Origin of the sequence: Microbacterium sp. P03, from assembly GCF_043556235.1 — a bacterium.
Lineage (GTDB): Bacteria > Actinomycetota > Actinomycetes > Actinomycetales > Microbacteriaceae > Microbacterium.
Window position 1 is genome coordinate 471,488 of sequence record NZ_JBIGIM010000002.1, and the last position, 18,622, is coordinate 490,109.

The following is an 18,622-nucleotide window of genomic DNA, read 5'->3' on the forward strand; positions in this document are numbered from 1 at the left end:
GGCCGGGAGCGAAGGCCCCGGCAGGCCTCGTCACTCCGAGACGCGGATGAGTACCTTGCCCGTGGCGCCGTTCTCGACGGCGTCGTGAGCGGCTGCGGTCTCTTCGAGCGCAAACCAGGTCAGGGGCAGGCCCGAGGCTTCTCCCACCGGCAGCGCTCCGTCCTCGAGCGCCGCGGTGATGTCCTCAGCGGCAGCGGCCAACGCCGCGCCGCCCACCGTGTACAGGAGCAGTCCCTGCCAGCGCGCATTCTTGGCGAAACTCTCGACGATGGGCGCGGTGAACTCCTCGCCGTTGTTGTTCGCGTAGTACGCGATGCTGCCGTGATTGGCGAGCACCCGGACATCGAGTGACGCGTTCTGCGCGGGCGCGACTTCGACGATCTGATCGACGCCGTCCGGGGCGATGGCGAGGATCTGCTCCGCGAGGTCGGCGCTCGGGTATCGCAGCACGTGATGGGCGCCGGCCGCGACGGCGAGAGTCGCTTTGCCGTCGCTGCTGACGGTCGTGATGACCGTGCCACCCGCCCACACCGCGAGCTGGATGGCCGCGTGCCCCACGGCGCCCGCGCCGCCCTGCACCAGGACGACCCTGCCGTCGAGTGATCCCGGCGAGAGCCGGTCGGGCCCGAACTCATGCACGGTGAGTGCACGGTGCGCGGTCATCGCCGGGACGCCGAGACTGGCGGCGACGTCGAAGTCGGTGTGCTCGGGCAGGGGGACGACGCGCTCGGCGGGGACGACCGTGAACTCCTGGGCGGTCCCGGTCGGGCGCTGGTGGGCGGCGAGGAAGATCCAGACGCGGTCGCCGACGTGCACGTCGGTGACGCCCTCTCCGACCTCGTCGACGATGCCCGCGCCGTCCTGGTTGGGCACGATCTCCGCGAACGGCATCGGCCGGTCCGCGGCGGCGCGCGCCTTCCAGTCCGTCGGATTGACGCCGGACGCCACCACGCGCACGCGCACCTCACCCGGCCCGGGCGACCCGGGCTCGCCCTCGGTCAGATGCAGGACGGACGACGGGCCGGTGCGGGCGTAGGAGATGGATCTCATACTGCAGTGCAAGGCGGCGACGCCCGTGGGCATTCCTCCGCCGGCCGGGCCGACGTGTCCGGGTTGCGCACGCTCCGAGCACGGCGATCCAGCGACTGGTGGACACGGTGAGGACCTCTCGCCCGTCCCGCTCGCTCACCGCCAGCGGTACTCGGTCTCGGGCCGTCCGGGCGCGCCGTACCGCGCGGACCGCTCCACCCGCCCGACATCGGCCAAGTGCTCGAGGTATCGTCGCGCGGCGACCCTCGACATGCCGAGCTCCGACGCGACCTCGGCAGCCGACATCGGGGAGCCCGCCCTCGCGGACGCCGAGACCTTCTCGAGCGTGCCCGCCGACAGTCCCTTGGGCACGTCGATCGATGCCGGGGGTCGGAGGGCGCCGAGCAAGGCGTCGATCTCGGACTGCGTCGCCTGCCCCGAGGCTGCCGCGGCCTTCTCCCGGTATGCGGCGTACTGCGCGAGCCGGTCCCGGAACGTCGAGAACGGGAACGGTTTCACCAGGTACTGGGCCACACCGAGACTCGCCGCCGCCCGTACCACTTCGGCGTCGCGCACACCCGTGATCGCGATGATGTCGACATCCTGGGCACGCGCCCGGATGTGCCGGGCGACGTCCAGTCCATGCCCATCGGGCATCGTCATGTCGAGCAGTACGAGATCGACGCCGCCCGCCGGGGGAGTCTCGAGCACGGCCGTCACCGCCGCTCGCGCGCCCGCGCACTCGGCGACCACCTCGAACCCGGCGATGCGCCCGACGTACTCGCGGTGGAGCTCACGGGTCAGACGTTCATCGTCGACGATCATCACATTGATCACCGGCTGACCTCCGCCGCGGGCAGCAGCACCCGGAACGTGGTCGGATCGGAGGTGATGTCGAGCGTTCCGCCCGCAGCGTCCGTGATGGCGCGCACCAGCGCGAGCCCGACTCCGCGCCCTTCGGCACCGGCCGGCTTCGTGCTGAAGCCGTGCTCGAAGATCTGCTCTCGCAGGCCGTCGGCCACGCCCGTGCCGCTGTCGCGGAAGGTCAGCTCGATACGTCGCCCCGATGTCGCGGCCATCCCCACGCGCACCCACCGCGGCTCCGGGCCCGAGGCGGCGGCGTCGATCGCATTGTCGACGAGGTTGCCGACCAGCGAAACGGCGTCCACCGCGCCGAGGTTCGTGCGGGGGATCGCCGGCTCCATGTCGACACTCCACTCGACCCCGCGCTCGGCGGCCTCGGCAGCCTTCCCCAGCAGCAGCGCCGCGACCGTGGGGTCGCCATCCCGGGCGATCACCTGGTCGACGAGATCCTGGCTCGTGCGGGCGGTCTCGGTGAGCAGTTCGATCGCCTGGTCGGTGCGGCCGAGCTCCATGAGGGCGACGGCGGTGTGCATGCGATTGCCGTGCTCGTGGTTCTGCGCCCGCAGCGCCTGCCCGAGGGTGCGCACCGACTCGTAGGACGACACGGCATCGCGGACGGCGCTCGCCGGGAGGTCGCCGGCGATACGGCGGGTGAATCGGCCCGCGAACCATGCCGCCGCCACGCCGACCGCCGCCAGCGCGATCGCGATCAGGACCACGAACGGCAGCTGGGCGAGCACTCCCGCACCGACGCTGCCCAGAGTGATGCCGGCCGACACCAGGGCGACCACCCGACCTTCGACCATCACGGGCACGATCGAGCGGAGGGAGGGGCCGAGCGTGCCCACCGCTTCCTCGGTGAGGGCCCTGCCCGCCAGGCCGGGACCGATGGTGCCGAGGTAGGGCTTGCCGATCTCGGTCGGATCGCGATGCGTCAGGCGGATCCCCCCGGTCGTCATGACGGTCACGAAGTCGATCGGTGTCTCGTCCATGATGCGCACCGCGATGGGTTGCAGGGCGGCGGTGGCCGCGGCATCCGTCCCCGTCGTCACCGCGTCGGCGACCGCGGGCATCTCGGCGATGGTCTGCGCGACGGCGAGCGTGAGTTCCTCGGCCTGCGCGCGCTCGTTCGCCTGCGCCTGGAACGCGAGCAGGGCGACGAGCAGCAGCGTGATGACGACCACCGCGCCGAGGAACGCGACGAAGACGCGGGATGCCGCGCTCCCGCGTTCCCTCGATCTCGTCATGCGCGTCCTCGCGTACTTGTGACCAATACGACCGCAACCGGGGGCCGGCGGCGGATCGGCCCCACAGTAACAGTCAGGACGGGCGCCAAGACGGCGGTCGGAGAAACGAAGAAGTCTTGCCAACGGAGGCGATGATGTCGAAGATCATTCCCAGCACCCAGAGCTTCAAGCTGCCCGGCTACAACTGGCGCCGGGGCAAGGCCTCGTGGGACAGGCACACCTGGCTCTACGTGGCGGTGATCATCGCGGTCGTCGCCGGAGCATCGATCGGACTCATCTGGCCCGAGTTCGCCGTCGCCCTGGAGCCGATCGGCAAGGGCTTCGTCAGCTTGATCAAGATGATGATCGCACCGATCATCTTCTGCACGATCGTGGTGGGCATCGGCTCGATCGCCAAGGCCGCAACGGTCGGCAAGATCGGCGGACTCGCCCTCCTCTACTTCATGATCATGACGACGTTCGCGCTGGCCATCGGCCTCGTCGTCGGCAACCTCATCCACCCCGGTGAGGGCCTGAACATGAGCAGCTCCACCTACGACACCTCGAACGTCGAGGCGAAGACGACGCAGGAGTTCATCCTCGGCATCATCCCCACCACGTTCTTCTCGGCCTTCACCGGTGAAAGCGTCCTGCAGGTGCTGTTCATCGCGCTGCTGGTCGGCTTCGCCCTGCAGAAGATGGGCCCCAAGGGCGAGCCCATCATGGCCGCGGTCAAGCACCTGCAGGCTCTGGTCTTCCGCATCCTCGGCATGATCCTGTGGCTGGCCCCGCTCGGCGCCTTCGGTGCAATCGCCGCGGTCGTCGGCAAGACGGGCTTCGCGGCCATCGTCAGCCTGAGCGTGCTCATGATCGCGTTCTACATCACGTGCGCGGTCTTCATCTTCGGCATCCTCGGCACCCTGCTCTACGCCGTCGCCCGCGTGAACATCTTCAAGCTCATGAAGTACCTGGCGCGGGAGTACCTCCTGATCGTCGGCACCTCGTCGTCCGAGTCGGCGCTGCCCCGTCTCATCGCGAAGATGGAGCACCTGGGTGTCGCCAAGCCCGTCGTCGGCATCACCGTGCCGACCGGGTACTCGTTCAACCTCGACGGCACGGCGATCTACCTCACGATGGCGTCACTGTTCATCGCCGCGGGGATGGGCATGCCCATGTCGATCCCCGAGCAGATCGGCCTGCTCGCCTTCATGGTGATCGCCTCGAAGGGCGCCGCCGGTGTCACCGGTGCCGGACTGGCGACGCTCGCCGGCGGTCTGCAGGCCTACCGCCCCGACCTCGTCAACGGCGTCGGCGTCATCGTCGGTATCGACCGCTTCATGTCCGAAGGACGGGCGATCACGAACTTCACCGGCAATGCCGTCGCCACCGTCCTCATCGGCACCTGGACCAAGCAGATCGACAAGAATCAGGTCAACCTCGTCCTGGCCGGGAAGGACCCCTTCGACGAGACGACGCTGTCCGGCGATCACGACGGAATGAGCACAGCGCCGGATGCTGTCGGCACGGCTGGTCTCGAAGCCGCCGCCGTGGACGAGGCCCTGGCCAAGGAGCGCCGCGCCGCCGAGCGACTGATGTCCTCCTGACCGTGACGCGAACCACCTGACGACGAAGCACCGCCCGCCGCATCGAATGCGGCGGGCGGTGCGTGGTCGTGCGGAGACGATGCCCCCGTGGCTCTCAGCCCTCGATACCGGCTTCGAACTGCGGGACCTCGAGCTGCAGACGCCGCTCGATCTCGATCTCCTCGGCGCGATCGAGCTCCACGCCCTCCTCGGGGGCGACGACGTCGCCTTCCTCGTTCTTGCGGTCGTCAGTCATGGCGACTCCGTTCTGTCGTCCGGGTGGCCGGGCTCAACCGCTCTTGCGGCGGAACTCGCGCTTCACCGATGCGGGGCCCTGCGTCTGGTGCACCGCCGAGTCCGCATCCATGTGCGACTCGCCGTTGCGGTGGTGGGCGTTCTTCTTGTCGAGCGCCTCTTTGAACTTGCGCTTCATCTCGTCGGATGCCGCGCCATCCTGCTTGTCTTCCGTACTCATGTCTTCAGCCTAGGCGGGCCGCGCCGTCCGGCAACAGGTGGAGCCGGCGCTCAGGCGCACCCTGGTAGGCTTCAGAGGGTTGCCTCCGGGCATCCGCTCTATTACATATGAGCACTCTGTCTGACACAGACACAGTGGAGCAGGCCGGCAGCAAGCTGGTCTCCTGTGGTGGATCCCTCGTCGCACACGGCGCCGGGTGTTCTTCTACTGGTGGCCAGCGCAGGTCCTGCGCGACGGAGAGTCGCGCGCCGATAATCTGCCTGTTCCTGCTCCTTCGAATGCTCGTGCGCGACATGCGCGCGCGAGACTAAACAAAGAAGGAGAGACCTCTTGGAAGGTCCTGAAATCACCGCCGCTGAAGCCGTTCTCGATAACGGCCGCTTCGGAACCCGTACGGTCCGGTTCGAAACCGGACGCCTCGCCCAGCAGGCGCAGGGCGCCGTCGCCGCCTACCTCGACGAGGAGACGATGCTCCTGTCGGCCACCAGCGCCGGCAAGCATCCTCGCGAAGGCTTCGACTTCTTCCCGCTGACCGTCGACGTCGAAGAGCGTTCGTACGCCGCCGGCAAGATCCCCGGTTCGTTCTTCCGCCGAGAGGGCCGCCCCTCGACCGAGGCGATCCTCGTGTGCCGTCTGATCGACCGGCCGCTGCGCCCCTCGTTCGTCCAGGGCCTCCGCAACGAGGTCCAGATCGTCGTCACCGTGCTGTCGATCGCGCCCGGCGAGTTCTACGACGCGCTGGCCATCAATGCGGCATCGCTGTCCACCCAGATCTCGGGTCTGCCGTTCTCCGGCCCGATCGCGGGTGTGCGCCTGGCGCTCATCCCCGGACACGGCGAGCACGCCGACCAGTGGATCGCCTTCCCGACCGTGACCCAGCTCGAAGAGGCCGTCTTCGACCTCATCGTCGCGGGCCGCGTGCTGCCCGACGGTGACGTCGCCATCATGATGGTCGAGGCCGAAGCCACCGAGAACAGCTGGAACCTCATCAAGGCCGGCGCCGTGAAGCCGAACGAGCAGGTCGTGGCGGAGGGCCTCGAGGCCTCGAAGCCCTTCATCAAGGAGCTCGTCGCCGCACAGAACGTCGTCGCGAACACCGCGGCCAAGGAGATCAAGGAATTCCCCGTCTTCCTGCCGTACAGCCAGCAGACGTACGACTTCGTCGCAGGCCGCGCCTACGACAAGCTCGTGCCGATCTACCAGATCGCCGACAAGCAGGAGCGCCAGAACGCCGATGACGAGCTGAAGGATGCCGTCAAGGCGGAGCTTCTCGCCGCCGTCGAGTCCGGCGAGCTGCCGGCCGTCGCGACGCTCGAGTTCTCGGCCGCGTACAAGTCGGTCACCAAGGTGATCGTCCGTGGGCGCATCCTCTCCGAGGGCGTCCGCATGGACGGTCGCGGCCTGGCCGACATCCGTCCGCTCGACGCAGAGGTGCAGGTCATCCCGCGCGTGCACGGGTCCGCGATCTTCCAGCGCGGCGAGACCCAGATCCTGGGTGTCACCACGCTGAACATGCTGAAGATGGAGCAGCAGATCGACTCCCTCTCGCCGGTGACGCACAAGCGCTACATGCACCACTACAACTTCCCGCCGTATTCCACCGGTGAAACCGGTCGTGTGGGCAGCCCCAAGCGTCGCGAGATCGGGCACGGCTTCCTCGCCGAGCGCGCGCTCGTGCCGGTGCTGCCCAGCCGCGAGGAGTTCCCGTACGCCATCCGCCAGGTGTCGGAGGCCCTCAGCTCCAACGGGTCGACGTCCATGGGCTCGGTGTGCGCATCGACGCTGTCGCTGCTGAACGCCGGTGTGCCCCTGCGCGCCCCGGTCGCCGGTATCGCGATGGGTCTGGTCTCGGACCAGGTCGACGGCCAGACGCGCTACGCCGCGCTGACCGACATCCTCGGAGCCGAGGACGCCCTCGGTGACATGGACTTCAAGGTCGCCGGCACGAGCGAATTCGTCACGGCGATCCAGCTCGACACGAAGCTCGACGGCATCCCGTCGTCGGTCCTCGCCGCCGCTCTGACCCAGGCACGGGAAGCGCGCCTCACGATCCTCGGCGTGCTGAACGCCGCGATCGACGCTCCGGACGAGATGGCGCCCACCGCGCCCCGCGTCATCAGCGTGCAGATCCCGGTCGACAAGATCGGCGAGCTGATCGGCCCCAAGGGCAAGACGATCAACTCGATCCAGGATGAGACGGGAGCGCAGATCTCCATCGAGGAGGACGGCACTGTCTACATCGGTGCGACCGATGGGCCGTCGGCCGAGGCCGCTCGCGCCCAGGTCAACGCGATCGCCAACCCGACCAACCCCGAGGTGGGCGAGCAGTTCCTGGGAACGGTCGTCAAGATCGCGACCTTCGGCGCGTTCGTCTCGCTCCTGCCCGGCAAGGACGGACTGCTGCACATCAGCGAGGTTCGCAAGCTCGCCGGGGGCAAGCGTGTCGAGAACGTCGAAGACGTGCTAGGTGTCGGTCAGAAGATCCTCGTGAAGATCACGAAGATCGACGACCGCGGCAAGCTGTCGCTCGAGCCCGTGGTCGAAGAGGCCGCCGGTGAGACCGCCGACGCGCCCGAGGTTCCCGCAGGCGTCTGACCGCGACTCGCGCATGACTGCGATGCCCGCTCTCTCCCTCGCGGAGAGGGCGGGCATCCGTCGTCCGGCCCCCGCCGAGGGACATCTCCCCGGGGCATCGCTCGTGATCCAAGCGTTATCGAATGTTTACCGACCCGTTGCCGCAGTGTCGGGCGTCACGGCCGGCGGGGCCTAGCCTCTAAGTACGCGCCGGGGGGCGCGTGCAAAACGATCACGAGGCTCTCCCCACGGAGGAATCGTGAGGGGGTGAGACATGGCTTTCTTCGGCGTAGGCGCATCGGCGGACTCCACGAGCCCGTCGCGTGCCGCTGCACCGTTGCCTCCGCATCCGTCCTCACCCATCCCGGTGCAGGGTCGCCCGCTCGGCGGCGGGGTCCGTGTTCCCTTCGGAGAGACGGGATGCTCGGTCTTCCCCCTCATCCTCGGGGGCGCCGAGTTCGGCTGGAACGTCGATCTCGACTCCAGCCACGACATCCTCGACACCTACACCGACCTCGGGGGCAATGTCGTCCACACCGCCGACAGCTACTCGGCGGGGCGCAGCGAGCACATCATCGGTCAGTGGATGCACTCCCGCGGCGTGCGGGACGACATCGTCCTGATGGTGCGGATCGGCGGCCACCCCGACAACCCCGGGCTGGGTCCGGTCAATCTGGTGCGCGCTGTCGAGGCCGCTCTGACACGTCTGCGCACCGATCGCATCGATGTGCTGACGCTCGATGCGACCACCGACAGCGCGACGGCGCTGGAGGACACCCTGGCCACTGCCGAGTGGCTCGTGGAGTCGGGCAAGGTGCGTGCTCTCGGGGCGGCGGGCTACACCGCGGCTCAGCTCGTCGAGGCGCGCATCCTCGCATCGGCCGGGTTCCCCCGGATCACGGTGCTCGACGTGCCCTTCAACGTCCTGCGCCGCCACGACTTCGACGCCGACCTGCGCCTGGTGGCGGGAGCGCAGTCGATGGCCGTCACCCCGTCGCACGCGCTCGAGCACGGCTTCCTCTCGGGGCGCCACCGCACCCGACAGCGGACGATGCTCTCCGCCCGTGGCGCCCAGCTCGCGGCGAACATCAACCGCCGCGGCAGCCGAACCCTCCGCGCCCTCGACGCGGTCGGAACCGAGCTCGGGGTGCCCGATGCCGCTGTGGCGGTGGCCTGGCTCCTCGCGCAGCGTCTCGTCACGGCGCCCATCGTGAACGCCTACGCCCCCACGCAGGTCGAGGAGCTCGTGCAGGGCGTGGGGGTGCGACTCGGTCGCTCTCACCTCGCCGACATCGCACGAGCGTCCGAGTAGGTCAAGACCCTGTCACCGCGTACGGGGTGGCATAGGGTGACAACGTGTCCTGGACACCCACCTCGACGAAGTGAGCTTGCGTGACGCACTATCTGTACCTCGTGCGACACGGCGAGCACCAGGATGCCGAGCACGGCCTTGTGGACGGGCCGCTGTCGCCCCGTGGTCGCCGCCAGGCATCGCTCCTGGCGGATCGCCTCTCCGGAGTCCCCCTGAGCTCGGTGCTGCACTCTCCGCTGGAGCGCGCGAGCGAGACCGCCCGGGCCGTGGCCGACCGGTTGCCGTCCGTCGCGCCCGAACCCTCGGCGCTTCTGTTCGACTGCTATCCGACGGGTATGACCCCTGAGACGCCTTCCCATTTCGAGCCCTTCTTCGGTGCCGTCAGCGAAGCCGAGATCGAGGCGGGTCGAGCGCAGATGGACGATGCCGTGAGCGAGTTCCTCGTGCGCAAGCCCGGCGACGTGCACGAACTGCTCATCACGCACAACTTCGTCATCGCCTGGTTCGTGCGTGAAGTGCTGCAGGCGCCCGAGTGGCGGTGGATGACGCTCAATCAGGCGCACTGCGGGTTGACGGTCATCGCCCAGAAGCAGGGTCGGCCGTGGACGCTGGTCACGCACAACGACCTCGCCCACCTGCCGTTCGAGCTGCGCACCGGACTGCCGGAGCAGCTCCCGGTCTAGTCGAGCGCCTTGGAGTACCAGCGCGTCGCATTGGAGTTCTCGTTGAAGCGCTCCGTCTCGACGAACCCCGACGTCCGGTAGAGACCGGCGGCCGCCTCCAGCGAGTGGTGGGTGTCGAGCACGAGTTCGCGCGCGTCCCACTCGCGGGCTCGACGCTCCAGGTCCTCCAGCATCAGGCGCCCCCAGCCTCGCCCCCGTGTGTCCGGGCGCAGATAGAGGTGCTTGACCTCGTAGCGGACGCCCCGCTCACCGTCGGCGATGCGGCGGATGCCTCCGCATCCGCGGGCCTGTCCCTCGTCGTCACGGAGCACCACGAACGCGCCCGCGGGCGGAGTGAAGGTGGCGCGCGCCGGAAAGACCGGGGTGTAGACCTGATCCTGCGCGGCGAACCCGATCGTGCGGTCCTCGAAGTATTCCGCCAACAGCATGTGGGCGTCCGGCGCATCCGCGTCCGTTCTCTGCACTTCCACCATGCCGATAAGACTAGCCAGGGCCGCGCAGCTCGTGCCGCTCGGACCGTGGACGCCGGCACTCGTTAGGCTGAGTCCCATGACGACTCGAGTGGCCCTGGTCGGAGGCACCGGCAAGCTCGGCGGCATCATCCGCGAGGTGATCGACGCTGAGGCCGATTTCGACGTCGTCGCGGTGCTGAGTTCCCGTTCCGAGCTCTCCGAACTCGACGGAGCAGACCTGGTCGTCGATGCCTCTGTTCCGGCCGTGTCGATCGACGTCGTGCGCGCAGCCATCGATCGCGGGCTCAACGTGCTCGTCGCGACCTCCGGCTGGTCGGCGGAGAGGATCGCGCTCGTGCGCCCGTTGGTGGACGCCGCGGGCACGGGCGCCGTGTTCGTGCCGAACTTCTCGCTGGGTTCGGTGCTCGGGACCGCCCTCGCGGCCGCAGCGGCTCCGTTCTTCCCCTCGATTGAGATCATCGAGGCCCATCGCGAGACCAAGGTCGACTCGCCCAGCGGCACCGCCGTCCGCACGGCGGAGCTCATCGCGACCGCGCGCGCGGGTGTTGGGCCCGTCGAGTCCCCCCACGTCGATCAGCGTGCGCGAGGCCAGCAGGTCGCGAGTGTGCCGATCCACTCCCTGCGACGCCCGGGCGTGATCGCCCGGCAGGACGCCGTGCTCTCGGGCCCGGGGGAGTCGCTGACGATCACCCACGACACGATCGAGCCGGCGCTCGCCTATGCCCCCGGCATCCGTCTGGCCCTGATCGCCGCGAGGGATGCCACCGGGGTGACGGTCGGACTCGACAGCTTCATCGACATCGGCATCCGCACGCCCGGGGTCGCCCCGCGACGCCTGGCACCTCTCGACGAGGGCGGTGTGCCCGGTCAGGTCGCCCGCACCACCGGCGCATGACCGCGCGCATCGGCGTCGCCGTCATGGCGGTGCTGCTCGCGCTCTACATCTTCCTGGTCGGGCAACGGGCGTACCTGCTTCTGGTCTCCGGGGAGCCGGTCGCGATCGCCATGGGGGTCGCCCTGATCGTGCTGCCGATCGTCGCCGTCTGGGTGCTGGGGCGCGAGCTCTGGTTCGGAGTGCGAGCGGAGCAGCTCGCCCGAAGGCTGGAGGCTGAGGGCGGCCTGCCGGAGGAGCCCGTCGACGTGCGGCCGAGCGGTCGCGTCATGCGCGAGGACGGTGACGCCGTGTTCCCGCGGTACAAGGCGGAGGTCGAAGCATCGCCGGAGTCCTGGCAGGCGCGCTTCCGCCTGGCGCTGGCGTACGACGCGGCCGGCGACCGGAAGCGGGCGAGGGCTGCGGTCCGACACGCCATCTCGCTCGAGACCGCGGAACGCAGGTCGCGTCGCGCCTGACGTCAGTCGGCCAGGGCCGCCGTCACCGCGGACTCGACGGTGGGGTGGGAGAATTCGAAACCCGATGCCTCCAGCACTTGCGGTTCCACGTCGGCGTCGACCGTGAGCAGTGCTTCGGTCGCGTCCGCTCCCAGAGCGAGCTTCATGCCCCACACGGGCGCGCGCACGATGTAGGGCCGATTCATCTGCACGGCGAGGGCGAAACCGAGGTCGTTCGCGGTCGCCCGCGTCGGCCCGGTGAGATTGACCGGGCCCGCGACGTCGGTGTCGATGACGTGCCGGATCGCGCGCACTTCGTCCTCGAGTGAGATCCACGGCCACACCTGGGTTCCACGCCCGATGGGCCCGGAGACGCCGAGCCTGGTCAGCAGCAGGAGGGGCTTGAGGACGCCGTCACGGTGCACCACAGGTGCCGTCCGCAGCAGAGCGACCCGCGCCTCGGAACCGGCCGCGAGCGCCGCGGATTCCCATTCGCCGCAGAGATCGGCCAGGAACGACTCTCCGCGCGGAGAGCTCTCGTCGAGCGGTACGCCCGGCACCGACCCGTAGTAGCCGACGGCGGATGCCGACACGAAGGCCGGGGCATCCGTTCCCAGCTCCCGCACCGCGCGTGCGAGCACCTGCGTCGGCGTGATGCGCGACCACACGAGCGTGTTCTTGTACCTCGCGGTCCACGGGAAGCGGCCGATGCTCGCGCCGTTGAGGCCCACCACCGCGGTGGCTCCCGCCAGCACGGTGGGATCGAGCGGCGTGTCGTCCTCGAGCCACTGCACCTCGTGGGGCGACGTCGGGGCATGCCGCACGAGCGTCGTGACCGCCACGCCGTCCGCGCGCAACGACCGCGCCAATGCCTCGCCGATCAGGCCCGACGCCCCCGCGAGCACCACCCGGGAGCCGGCGTCAGGCAAGCGTCGCCTCGAGCGTGATCTCGATGCCGGCCAGCGCCTGCGACACGGGGCAGCCCTGCTTGGCCTCATCGGCGATGCGAGCGAAGTCCTCGGCGCTCAGGCCGGGAACCGTGGCGTTGACGTTCAGGTGGCTGCCCGAGATGCCCTTCCCCGGCACGAAGGTGACGGATGCGGTGGTCTCGATGGTCTCCGGCGGGGTGCCGTTCTCCGCCAGGGCGTTCGACAGCGCCATGCTGAAGCAGGAGGAGTGGGCCGCGGCGATGAGCTCTTCGGGCGTGGTGACCGAGGTGGAACCCTCGCTGCGCGCCTTCCAGTTGACGGGGAGCGGTCCCTGATTGGAGCTCTCGAGCGCGACTTCGCCGCTTCCTTCGAAGAGCGTGCCCTTCCAGGTGGTGCTGGCTTCGCTGGTGACGGACATAGGAGCCTCCCGGGGTGACGGGCATCGACCGTCGATGCGCCTCGCGGTCAGCCTAACCTCGGGCGTCGGAGGCACGCGAGGGATTGACACCGCGGCGTGAGGAGTGCCGCCGTGCGAGGGCTCAGGCCTCGGTCGCGCCGTCCGTGAGTCTGGCGAGCTCGAGCTCGATGACGTCGCGACGCGGGATGCCGCCGAACCGCGTCTGGATGGCTCCGTCGCGATCGAGGATGAGCGTGGTCGGCGTCTGCAGGACGCGGAAGTGCTTCGCGATGTCGGGCCGGTTCGTGAGGTCGACGTCGAGGTGCACGACGCCGCGGCGTCCGTCGGCCACCGCCGCGAGCTGACGATGCACGCCCGGGCAGCGTCCGCACGTCTCAGTGCTGAACTGGAGCAGGGTCGCGGCCTCGCCGAGCGGCGGCGCGCCGAGCCGCTCCGGCTGCACGATCTCGTGGGGGACGTGCGGCTTCGGGCGACGCTCGCGCCACCGCAGCAGCAGGCCGATGCCGATGGTCACCACCAGCAGCACCGTGAGTGCGAGGAGGGAGCCGAGGACCGTCACAACAGATCAGGCTATCCGGTTCCGCCTGAGTGGGACCGGTACGAGGTCGTGACGTCGCCGACGGCGCGCGGTCCGCCCCGGGTATGGTGGCAGGCGTGACTGATCCACAGAGCCCCGAGATCGAGTTCCGCAGCGATGTCACGGTCGAGCTGGTGCGCTCGAGCGCCGCCGATTCCGACGTGCTGTTCGCCGCCCGGGTGTCGACGCAGGGGGAGCAGACGCTCGACGCGGCGGCGGCCGGCACCGAAGCATCCGTCCGCGATCGCGGCCTCATCAACTACCTGATGCGGGACCGCCACGGCTCGCCGTTCGAGCACAACTCGATGACGTTCTACGTGCAGGCACCCATCTTCGTGTTCCGCGAGTTCATGCGCCATCGCATCGCCTCGTACAACGAGGAATCGGGCCGTTATCGGGAGCTTCGTCCCGTCTTCTATGTGCCGTCGCCGCAGCGCAACCTCCTCCAGGTCGGCAAGCCCGGTGCGTACGAATTCCTCCCGGGCACCCCCGAGCAGGTCTCTCTGGTCGATGAGACGACCCGCGCGGCATCCGTCTCCGCCTACGAGGCCTACCAGCGGATGCTCGAGGCGGGCGTCGCGCGTGAGGTCGCCCGCATCGTGCTGCCGCTCAACATCTTCTCGTCGATGTACGTGACGATGAACGCCCGTGCGCTGATGAACTTCCTGTCGCTGCGGACGAAGGCGGAGGGCACGCATTTCCCGTCGTTCCCGCAGCGCGAGATCGAGATGTGCGCGGAGAAGATGGAGACGTTCTTCGCCGAGCTCATGCCGATGACGCACGCCGCCTTCAACACCAACGGCCGAGTCGCGCCCTAGCGCGGGCTGTCTGCTCGGTCGCCTACGCTGGCGGGCATGAAGACCGCCCTCATCACCGGTGCGAGCTCCGGACTCGGCGCCGAGTACGCCCGCCAGCTGGCCGCCCGCGGGGCCGATCTGGTGCTGGTCGCCCGCACCGCGGCCACTCTCGAGCCGGTGGCGGCGGCGATCGAGGCCGAGTGGGGTGTGCGCTGCGAGATCCTCGTGGCCGATCTGTCCCGGAGCGCGGATGTGGGTCGCGTGGCGGCGCGGCTGGCAGATGGCGGGCAGCCGATCGAGGTGCTCGTCAACAACGCGGGATTCGGTCTGTCTCTGGACTTCGAGCGCAACGAGATCGACGACGAAGTGGCGCATCTCGCGGTGCACGTGGAGGCACCCATGCGGCTCATGCACGCCGCTCTCGACCCGATGCTGGCGCGGGGGAGCGGCCGCATCATCAACGTCGCCTCTGTGGCGGGGTTCATCCCTCGGTCGACCTACGGCGCCTGCAAGGCGTGGGTGATCAGCTTCAGCCGGTGGGCGAATGCACGATATGCCGCGGACGGCGTGACCGTGACGGCCGTCTGTCCGGGTTTCGTCCACACGAACTTCCACGAGCGGCTGGGGCTGCCGCCGGGCGAAGAGGGGGTGAGTCCCTGGATGTGGCTGAACGCCCCGCAGGTCGTCGCGGAATCGCTTCGTGACGCGGCGCGCGGCAGGGCGGTGTCGATCCCGTCTCTGCGCTACAAGGTGCTGACGGGTCTCGCGCGGATGATCCCGGCCTCGGTCGCCGCACGGGTCGGCACCCGGGGCCGCTGACGGCTCCGCCGTCTCCGCCGTCTCCGGCATCGTGTGGGCCCGGCGGTCTCGCCGGCCGGACCAGGCGGCGCGAACCCGGGCCGCCGAGACCGGGACCCACCCGATAGCCTGGAAGCATGACGCACACGGGCAACCCTTTCGGACAGGTTCTCGTCGCTCTGATCACCCCGATGACAGCCGACGGCGAGGTCGATTGGCCCGCGGTCGAGAAGCACATCGACGATGTGATCTCGGCCGGTGCCGACGGCATCGTCGTGACGGGCACGACGGGGGAGACGAGCACGCTCACCGACCCCGAGAAGATCCGCCTCGTAGAGGTCGGCAAGCAGGTCTCGGGCGGCCGCGCCGCGATCATCACGGGCGGCGGGTCGAATGAGACCGCGCACGCCATCGAGCTCTACAAGGCCAGCGAGAAGGCCGGCGCGGACGGCATCATGATCGTGACGCCGTACTACAACAAGCCCACGCAGGCGGGCATCCTGACACACTTCCGATTGGTCGCCGACGCGACCGATCTGCCGGTCATCCTGTACGACATCCCGGGCCGCACCGGTGTGCCCATCAAGTACGAGACCATCCTCCGCCTCGCCAAGCATCCGAACATCCTCGCCGTGAAGGATGCGAAAGGCGACTTCAGCGAAGTGAGTCGCGTGCTCAATCAGACCGATCTGATGTACTTCTCCGGAGACGACGCGAACGTGCTGCCGCATCTCGCGATCGGAGCCACCGGGCTGATCGGCGTGACCGCGAACATCGCGCCGGCGCCCTATCGGACGATCATCGACGCCGTGAACGCCGGAGACCTCCAGACGGCGACCGCCGCCCACATGCAGCTCGAGCCGCTCGTGCGCGCCACGATGACCCACGTGCCGGGCACCGTCGCGGCGAAGTACATCCTGCACGGACTCGGCCGCATCTCGAGTCCGCGTGTCCGCCTCCCGCTCGTCGGTCCCGAGGAGTGGGAGGCCGCGGCGATCGAAGACGAGCTCGCTCTGGTCAGGAACGTCCCCGGTGCGGACTTCTCGAACTTCCGTCCCGACCGCAATGCCGCCGCCGGCGGCGCGCTGCCGAAGGTCTCGGGCACCACCCGCTGATGACCGACGTGCCCCGCTCCGAGAGTCCCGCCGCCGGGGCCGTCGGCGCGGAGTGCACGGCACCCCCACTCACCCACTGAATCGACGGATGCCGCGCGTCGGCATCTCCCAGGAGGCACCCATGCCCAGAACCGTGTACGACCCGCCCGCCCTCACCACCGGAACGCTGCGGGTCACCCCGCTCGGCGGTCTCGGAGAGATCGGCCGCAACATGACCGTCTTCGAGTACGGCGGCAAGCTGCTGATCGTCGACTGCGGCGTGCTCTTCCCGGAGGAGCATCAGCCCGGCGTCGACCTGATCCTGCCCGACTTCGAGCCGATCAAGAACCGCCTCGACGACATCGTGGCCGTCGTGCTCACCCACGGTCACGAAGACCACATCGGTGCGGTGCCCTACCTTCTGAAGCTGAAGCGCGACATCCCCCTGATCGGCTCCGGCCTCACGCTCGCTCTGGTCGAGGCGAAGCTCAAAGAGCACCGCATCAAGCCCTACACCCTCACGGTGACCGAGGGTCAGCACGAGAAGGTCGGCCCGTTCGAGCTCGAGTTCGTCGCGGTCAACCACTCGATCCCCGATGCTCTGGCCGTCGCGATCACGACCCCCGCGGGTACGGTGCTCGCGACCGGCGACTTCAAGATGGACCAGCTGCCGCTCGACGGCCGCCTCACCGATCTGCGCGCGTTCGCACGACTCGGCGAGAAGGGTGTCGACCTCTTCCTGGTGGATTCCACGAACGCCGATGTGCCCGGTTTCACACCGCTCGAGCGCAGCATCGGCCCGGTGCTCGACCAGGTCATCGGCAAGGCTCCGCGGCGCGTGATCGTGGCGAGCTTCTCCAGCCACGTGCACCGTGTGCAGCAGGTCCTGGATGCGGCGGCCCTTCATGGCCGCCGGGTGGCCCTCCTCGGCCGCAGCATGCTGCGCAACATGACGATCGCGGAGGACCTCGGCTACCTGCACGTGCCGGAGGGCATCCTAATCGACTACAAGAAGGCGCGCGACCTCCCGGACGACAAGATCGTCTACATGTCCACGGGTTCGCAGGGCGAGCCCATGGCGGTGCTGAGCCGTATGGCCAACAACGACCACGAGATCGAGCCCGGCCCCGGTGACACGGTCATCCTCGCGTCCAGCCTCATCCCCGGCAACGAGAACGCGGTGTACCGCGTGATCGACGGTCTGACCAAACTCGGCGCCAACGTCGTGCACAAGGGCAACGCCAAGGTGCACGTCTCCGGACACGCCGCCGCGGGCGAGCTGCTCTACTGCTACAACATCCTCAAACCCAAGAACGTGCTCCCCGTCCACGGCGAGTACCGCCACCTGATGGCGAACGCGAAGCTCGCCCAGGACACGGGTGTGCCCGCGGAGCGCACCATCATCGGCGAGAACGGGACGGTCATCGATCTGCGCGACGGACTCGCGTCGGTCGTCGGGCAGCTCGATCTCGGCTTCGTCTACGTCGACGGCTCGACGGTCGGCGAGATCACGGATGCCGATCTCAAGGATCGCCGGACACTCGGCGAAGAGGGCTTCATCTCGGTCATCGTCGTCATCGATTCCGCGACCGGGCGGGTGATCACGGGTCCCGAGATCCACGCCCGCGGCGTCGCCGAAGACGATCGTGTGTTCGACGCCGTCAAACCCAAGATCGCCGCGGCGCTCGCCGACGCCGCTCAGTCCGGCGTCCGTGACACGCACGCGTTGTCGCAGGTCGTGCGCCGCACGATCGGCCGTTGGGTGAGCCAGTCGCTGCGCCGTCGTCCGATGATCGTGCCGCTGGTCATCGAGGCCTGAGACAGGAGAGCGGATGCTGCGGCCGACGTCGGGTCGCAGCATCCGCTCTGCTCGGTAAACTCCCCGCATGCCCTCGACCTTCAGCGTCCGTCCCGCCACGCGGGCGGACGGCGCGTTCCTCGGCGACATGGTCGTCGAGGCGGCGAACTGGAGGCCGGGCGCGGCGCGGCCGAAGCACGACATCCTCTCGAGCCCTGAGCACAGCAGGTATCTCGCGGGGTGGATGCGCCCGAGCGACGCGGGGTTCGTCGCGATCGCGACCCACGGCGAGCCGATCGGAGCGGCCTGGTACCGGATGCTGCCGCGCACCGATCCCGGATTCGCCTATGTCGGCACCGGTGTCCCCGAGATGGTGATGGGCGTCCGGCCCATCTGGCGTGCGCACGGCGTCGGACGCATGCTGCTGCAGAGCCTCGGGGAGAAGGCGCGCGCCGACGGATACGCGCGCCTCAGCCTCAGCGTGGAGCGGGGGAATTTCGCGGTGACGCTCTACCGCAGCGAGGGGTTCGCCGTGACCCAGCCCGGCGTCGGCCGCGACACGATGGTCAAGCGCCTGCAGTAGCGGCAATCCGAGTCACACCCGTCACATGCGTCACGATGGCCTCGCGTCTATCCGGGCAAATCGGGGTGGAGCGGCCTAGC

General features: G+C 69.0%; 20 protein-coding genes. 11 read left to right on the top strand and 9 right to left on the bottom strand.

What is annotated here, in order from left to right; all coding sequences use genetic code 11:
* Positions 1 to 30 precede the first annotated feature (30 nt).
* From ACFXOO_RS09320 to ACFXOO_RS09330, 3 genes are all read right to left on the bottom strand, one after another.
* Positions 31 to 1,050 (bottom strand): NADPH:quinone reductase, encoded by a 1,020-nt coding sequence (locus ACFXOO_RS09320; protein ID WP_394563389.1) that lies wholly within the window; start codon positions 1,048 to 1,050, stop codon positions 31 to 33.
* A 135-nt stretch (positions 1,051 to 1,185) separates the two neighbouring features.
* The gene (locus tag ACFXOO_RS09325; protein ID WP_394563390.1) at positions 1,186 to 1,866 is read right to left on the bottom strand and encodes a response regulator; all 681 of its coding nucleotides are present in this window, start codon (positions 1,864 to 1,866) and stop codon (positions 1,186 to 1,188) included.
* On the bottom strand, positions 1,863 to 3,140 hold the full coding sequence (locus ACFXOO_RS09330; protein WP_394563391.1) for an ATP-binding protein: 1,278 nt from the start codon (positions 3,138 to 3,140) through the stop codon (positions 1,863 to 1,865). The genes ACFXOO_RS09325 and ACFXOO_RS09330 overlap by 4 nt, the downstream gene beginning before the upstream one ends.
* A gap of 146 nt (positions 3,141 to 3,286) precedes the next feature.
* Between ACFXOO_RS09330 and ACFXOO_RS09335 the strand changes: the two genes are divergently transcribed.
* Complete coding sequence (locus tag ACFXOO_RS09335; RefSeq protein WP_394563410.1) at positions 3,287 to 4,723, top strand: cation:dicarboxylate symporter family transporter; 1,437 nt, start codon at positions 3,287 to 3,289, stop codon at positions 4,721 to 4,723.
* Positions 4,724 to 4,817: 94 nt separating this feature from the next.
* Here the strand turns inward: ACFXOO_RS09335 and ACFXOO_RS09340 are convergent, their stop codons facing one another.
* On the bottom strand, positions 4,818 to 4,958 hold the full coding sequence (locus ACFXOO_RS09340) for a hypothetical protein (RefSeq protein WP_378840515.1): 141 nt from the start codon (positions 4,956 to 4,958) through the stop codon (positions 4,818 to 4,820).
* A gap of 33 nt (positions 4,959 to 4,991) precedes the next feature.
* Positions 4,992 to 5,177 (bottom strand): DUF5302 domain-containing protein, encoded by a 186-nt coding sequence (locus ACFXOO_RS09345; protein WP_378840512.1) that lies wholly within the window; start codon positions 5,175 to 5,177, stop codon positions 4,992 to 4,994.
* 330 nt (positions 5,178 to 5,507) lie between these two features.
* On the opposite strand from ACFXOO_RS09345, the gene ACFXOO_RS09350 reads away from it, so the two are divergent.
* The 3 genes from ACFXOO_RS09350 to ACFXOO_RS09360 all read left to right on the top strand — a co-directional run bounded on the left by ACFXOO_RS09350 (position 5,508) and on the right by ACFXOO_RS09360 (position 9,746).
* Positions 5,508 to 7,772, top strand: a complete 2,265-nt coding sequence (locus ACFXOO_RS09350; RefSeq protein WP_378840510.1) for a polyribonucleotide nucleotidyltransferase — start codon at positions 5,508 to 5,510, stop codon at positions 7,770 to 7,772.
* Positions 7,773 to 8,025: 253 nt separating this feature from the next.
* The gene (locus ACFXOO_RS09355) at positions 8,026 to 9,063 is read left to right on the top strand and encodes an aldo/keto reductase (RefSeq protein ID WP_394563392.1); all 1,038 of its coding nucleotides are present in this window, start codon (positions 8,026 to 8,028) and stop codon (positions 9,061 to 9,063) included.
* An 80-nt stretch (positions 9,064 to 9,143) separates the two neighbouring features.
* Positions 9,144 to 9,746 (top strand): histidine phosphatase family protein, encoded by a 603-nt coding sequence (locus ACFXOO_RS09360; protein ID WP_378840504.1) that lies wholly within the window; start codon positions 9,144 to 9,146, stop codon positions 9,744 to 9,746.
* Here the strand turns inward: ACFXOO_RS09360 and ACFXOO_RS09365 are convergent.
* Positions 9,743 to 10,219: a GNAT family N-acetyltransferase gene (locus tag ACFXOO_RS09365; protein WP_394563393.1), complete on the bottom strand. Its 477-nt coding sequence runs from the start codon at positions 10,217 to 10,219 to the stop codon at positions 9,743 to 9,745. The genes ACFXOO_RS09360 and ACFXOO_RS09365 overlap by 4 nt on opposite strands.
* Positions 10,220 to 10,295: 76 nt before the next feature.
* On the opposite strand from ACFXOO_RS09365, the gene ACFXOO_RS09370 reads away from it, so the two are divergent.
* Positions 10,296 to 11,114, top strand: coding sequence for a 4-hydroxy-tetrahydrodipicolinate reductase (locus ACFXOO_RS09370; RefSeq protein ID WP_378854133.1), 819 nt, complete (start codon positions 10,296 to 10,298; stop codon positions 11,112 to 11,114).
* Positions 11,111 to 11,569: a hypothetical protein gene (locus ACFXOO_RS09375; protein WP_394563394.1), complete on the top strand. Its 459-nt coding sequence runs from the start codon at positions 11,111 to 11,113 to the stop codon at positions 11,567 to 11,569. Before ACFXOO_RS09370 ends, ACFXOO_RS09375 begins: the two co-directional genes overlap by 4 nt.
* Before the next feature lie 2 nt (positions 11,570 to 11,571).
* On the opposite strand, the gene ACFXOO_RS09380 is transcribed toward ACFXOO_RS09375, so the two are convergent.
* The 3 genes from ACFXOO_RS09380 to ACFXOO_RS09390 form a co-directional block, all read right to left on the bottom strand.
* A complete protein-coding gene (locus tag ACFXOO_RS09380; protein WP_394563395.1) occupies positions 11,572 to 12,477 on the bottom strand; it encodes a TIGR01777 family oxidoreductase in 906 nt (301 codons plus the stop codon).
* Positions 12,470 to 12,895, bottom strand: a complete 426-nt coding sequence (locus ACFXOO_RS09385) for an OsmC family peroxiredoxin (protein WP_378840493.1) — start codon at positions 12,893 to 12,895, stop codon at positions 12,470 to 12,472. The genes ACFXOO_RS09380 and ACFXOO_RS09385 overlap by 8 nt, the downstream gene beginning before the upstream one ends.
* A 121-nt stretch (positions 12,896 to 13,016) precedes the next feature.
* Positions 13,017 to 13,454, bottom strand: a complete 438-nt coding sequence (locus ACFXOO_RS09390; RefSeq protein WP_378840491.1) for a TlpA family protein disulfide reductase — start codon at positions 13,452 to 13,454, stop codon at positions 13,017 to 13,019.
* Positions 13,455 to 13,549: 95 nt separating this feature from the next.
* On the opposite strand from ACFXOO_RS09390, the gene thyX reads away from it, so the two are divergent.
* From thyX to ACFXOO_RS09415, 5 genes are all read left to right on the top strand, one after another.
* On the top strand, positions 13,550 to 14,290 hold the full coding sequence (gene thyX, locus ACFXOO_RS09395) for an FAD-dependent thymidylate synthase (RefSeq protein WP_378840489.1): 741 nt from the start codon (positions 13,550 to 13,552) through the stop codon (positions 14,288 to 14,290).
* Between the two features lie 36 nt (positions 14,291 to 14,326).
* Positions 14,327 to 15,088, top strand: a complete 762-nt coding sequence (locus ACFXOO_RS09400; RefSeq protein WP_378854137.1) for an SDR family NAD(P)-dependent oxidoreductase — start codon at positions 14,327 to 14,329, stop codon at positions 15,086 to 15,088.
* 116 nt (positions 15,089 to 15,204) lie between these two features.
* Positions 15,205 to 16,182, top strand: coding sequence for a 4-hydroxy-tetrahydrodipicolinate synthase (dapA, locus tag ACFXOO_RS09405; protein WP_378840483.1), 978 nt, complete (start codon positions 15,205 to 15,207; stop codon positions 16,180 to 16,182).
* Positions 16,183 to 16,303: 121 nt separating this feature from the next.
* Complete coding sequence (locus tag ACFXOO_RS09410; protein ID WP_378840480.1) at positions 16,304 to 17,980, top strand: ribonuclease J; 1,677 nt, start codon at positions 16,304 to 16,306, stop codon at positions 17,978 to 17,980.
* 67 nt (positions 17,981 to 18,047) lie between these two features.
* Positions 18,048 to 18,542, top strand: a complete 495-nt coding sequence (locus tag ACFXOO_RS09415; RefSeq protein ID WP_378840478.1) for a GNAT family N-acetyltransferase — start codon at positions 18,048 to 18,050, stop codon at positions 18,540 to 18,542.
* Positions 18,543 to 18,622 lie beyond the last annotated feature (80 nt).

Bases quoted from the DNA above. Each gene is read 5' to 3' on its own strand.
- ACFXOO_RS09320 (WP_394563389.1), bottom strand. From the start codon at position 1,050: ATGAGATCCATCTCCTACGCCCGCACCGGCCCGTCGTCCGTCCTGCAT.
- ACFXOO_RS09330 (WP_394563391.1), bottom strand. From the start codon at position 3,140: ATGACGAGATCGAGGGAACGCGGGAGCGCGGCATCCCGCGTCTTCGTC.
- ACFXOO_RS09340 (WP_378840515.1), bottom strand. From the start codon at position 4,958: ATGACTGACGACCGCAAGAACGAGGAAGGCGACGTCGTCGCCCCCGAG.
- ACFXOO_RS09345 (WP_378840512.1), bottom strand. From the start codon at position 5,177: ATGAGTACGGAAGACAAGCAGGATGGCGCGGCATCCGACGAGATGAAG.
- ACFXOO_RS09355 (WP_394563392.1), top strand. From the start codon at position 8,026: ATGGCTTTCTTCGGCGTAGGCGCATCGGCGGACTCCACGAGCCCGTCG.
- ACFXOO_RS09365 (WP_394563393.1), bottom strand. From the start codon at position 10,219: ATGGTGGAAGTGCAGAGAACGGACGCGGATGCGCCGGACGCCCACATG.
- ACFXOO_RS09370 (WP_378854133.1), top strand. From the start codon at position 10,296: ATGACGACTCGAGTGGCCCTGGTCGGAGGCACCGGCAAGCTCGGCGGC.
- ACFXOO_RS09375 (WP_394563394.1), top strand. From the start codon at position 11,111: ATGACCGCGCGCATCGGCGTCGCCGTCATGGCGGTGCTGCTCGCGCTC.
- ACFXOO_RS09385 (WP_378840493.1), bottom strand. From the start codon at position 12,895: ATGTCCGTCACCAGCGAAGCCAGCACCACCTGGAAGGGCACGCTCTTC.
- ACFXOO_RS09400 (WP_378854137.1), top strand. From the start codon at position 14,327: ATGAAGACCGCCCTCATCACCGGTGCGAGCTCCGGACTCGGCGCCGAG.
- dapA (WP_378840483.1), top strand. From the start codon at position 15,205: ATGACGCACACGGGCAACCCTTTCGGACAGGTTCTCGTCGCTCTGATC.
- ACFXOO_RS09410 (WP_378840480.1), top strand. From the start codon at position 16,304: ATGCCCAGAACCGTGTACGACCCGCCCGCCCTCACCACCGGAACGCTG.
- ACFXOO_RS09415 (WP_378840478.1), top strand. From the start codon at position 18,048: ATGCCCTCGACCTTCAGCGTCCGTCCCGCCACGCGGGCGGACGGCGCG.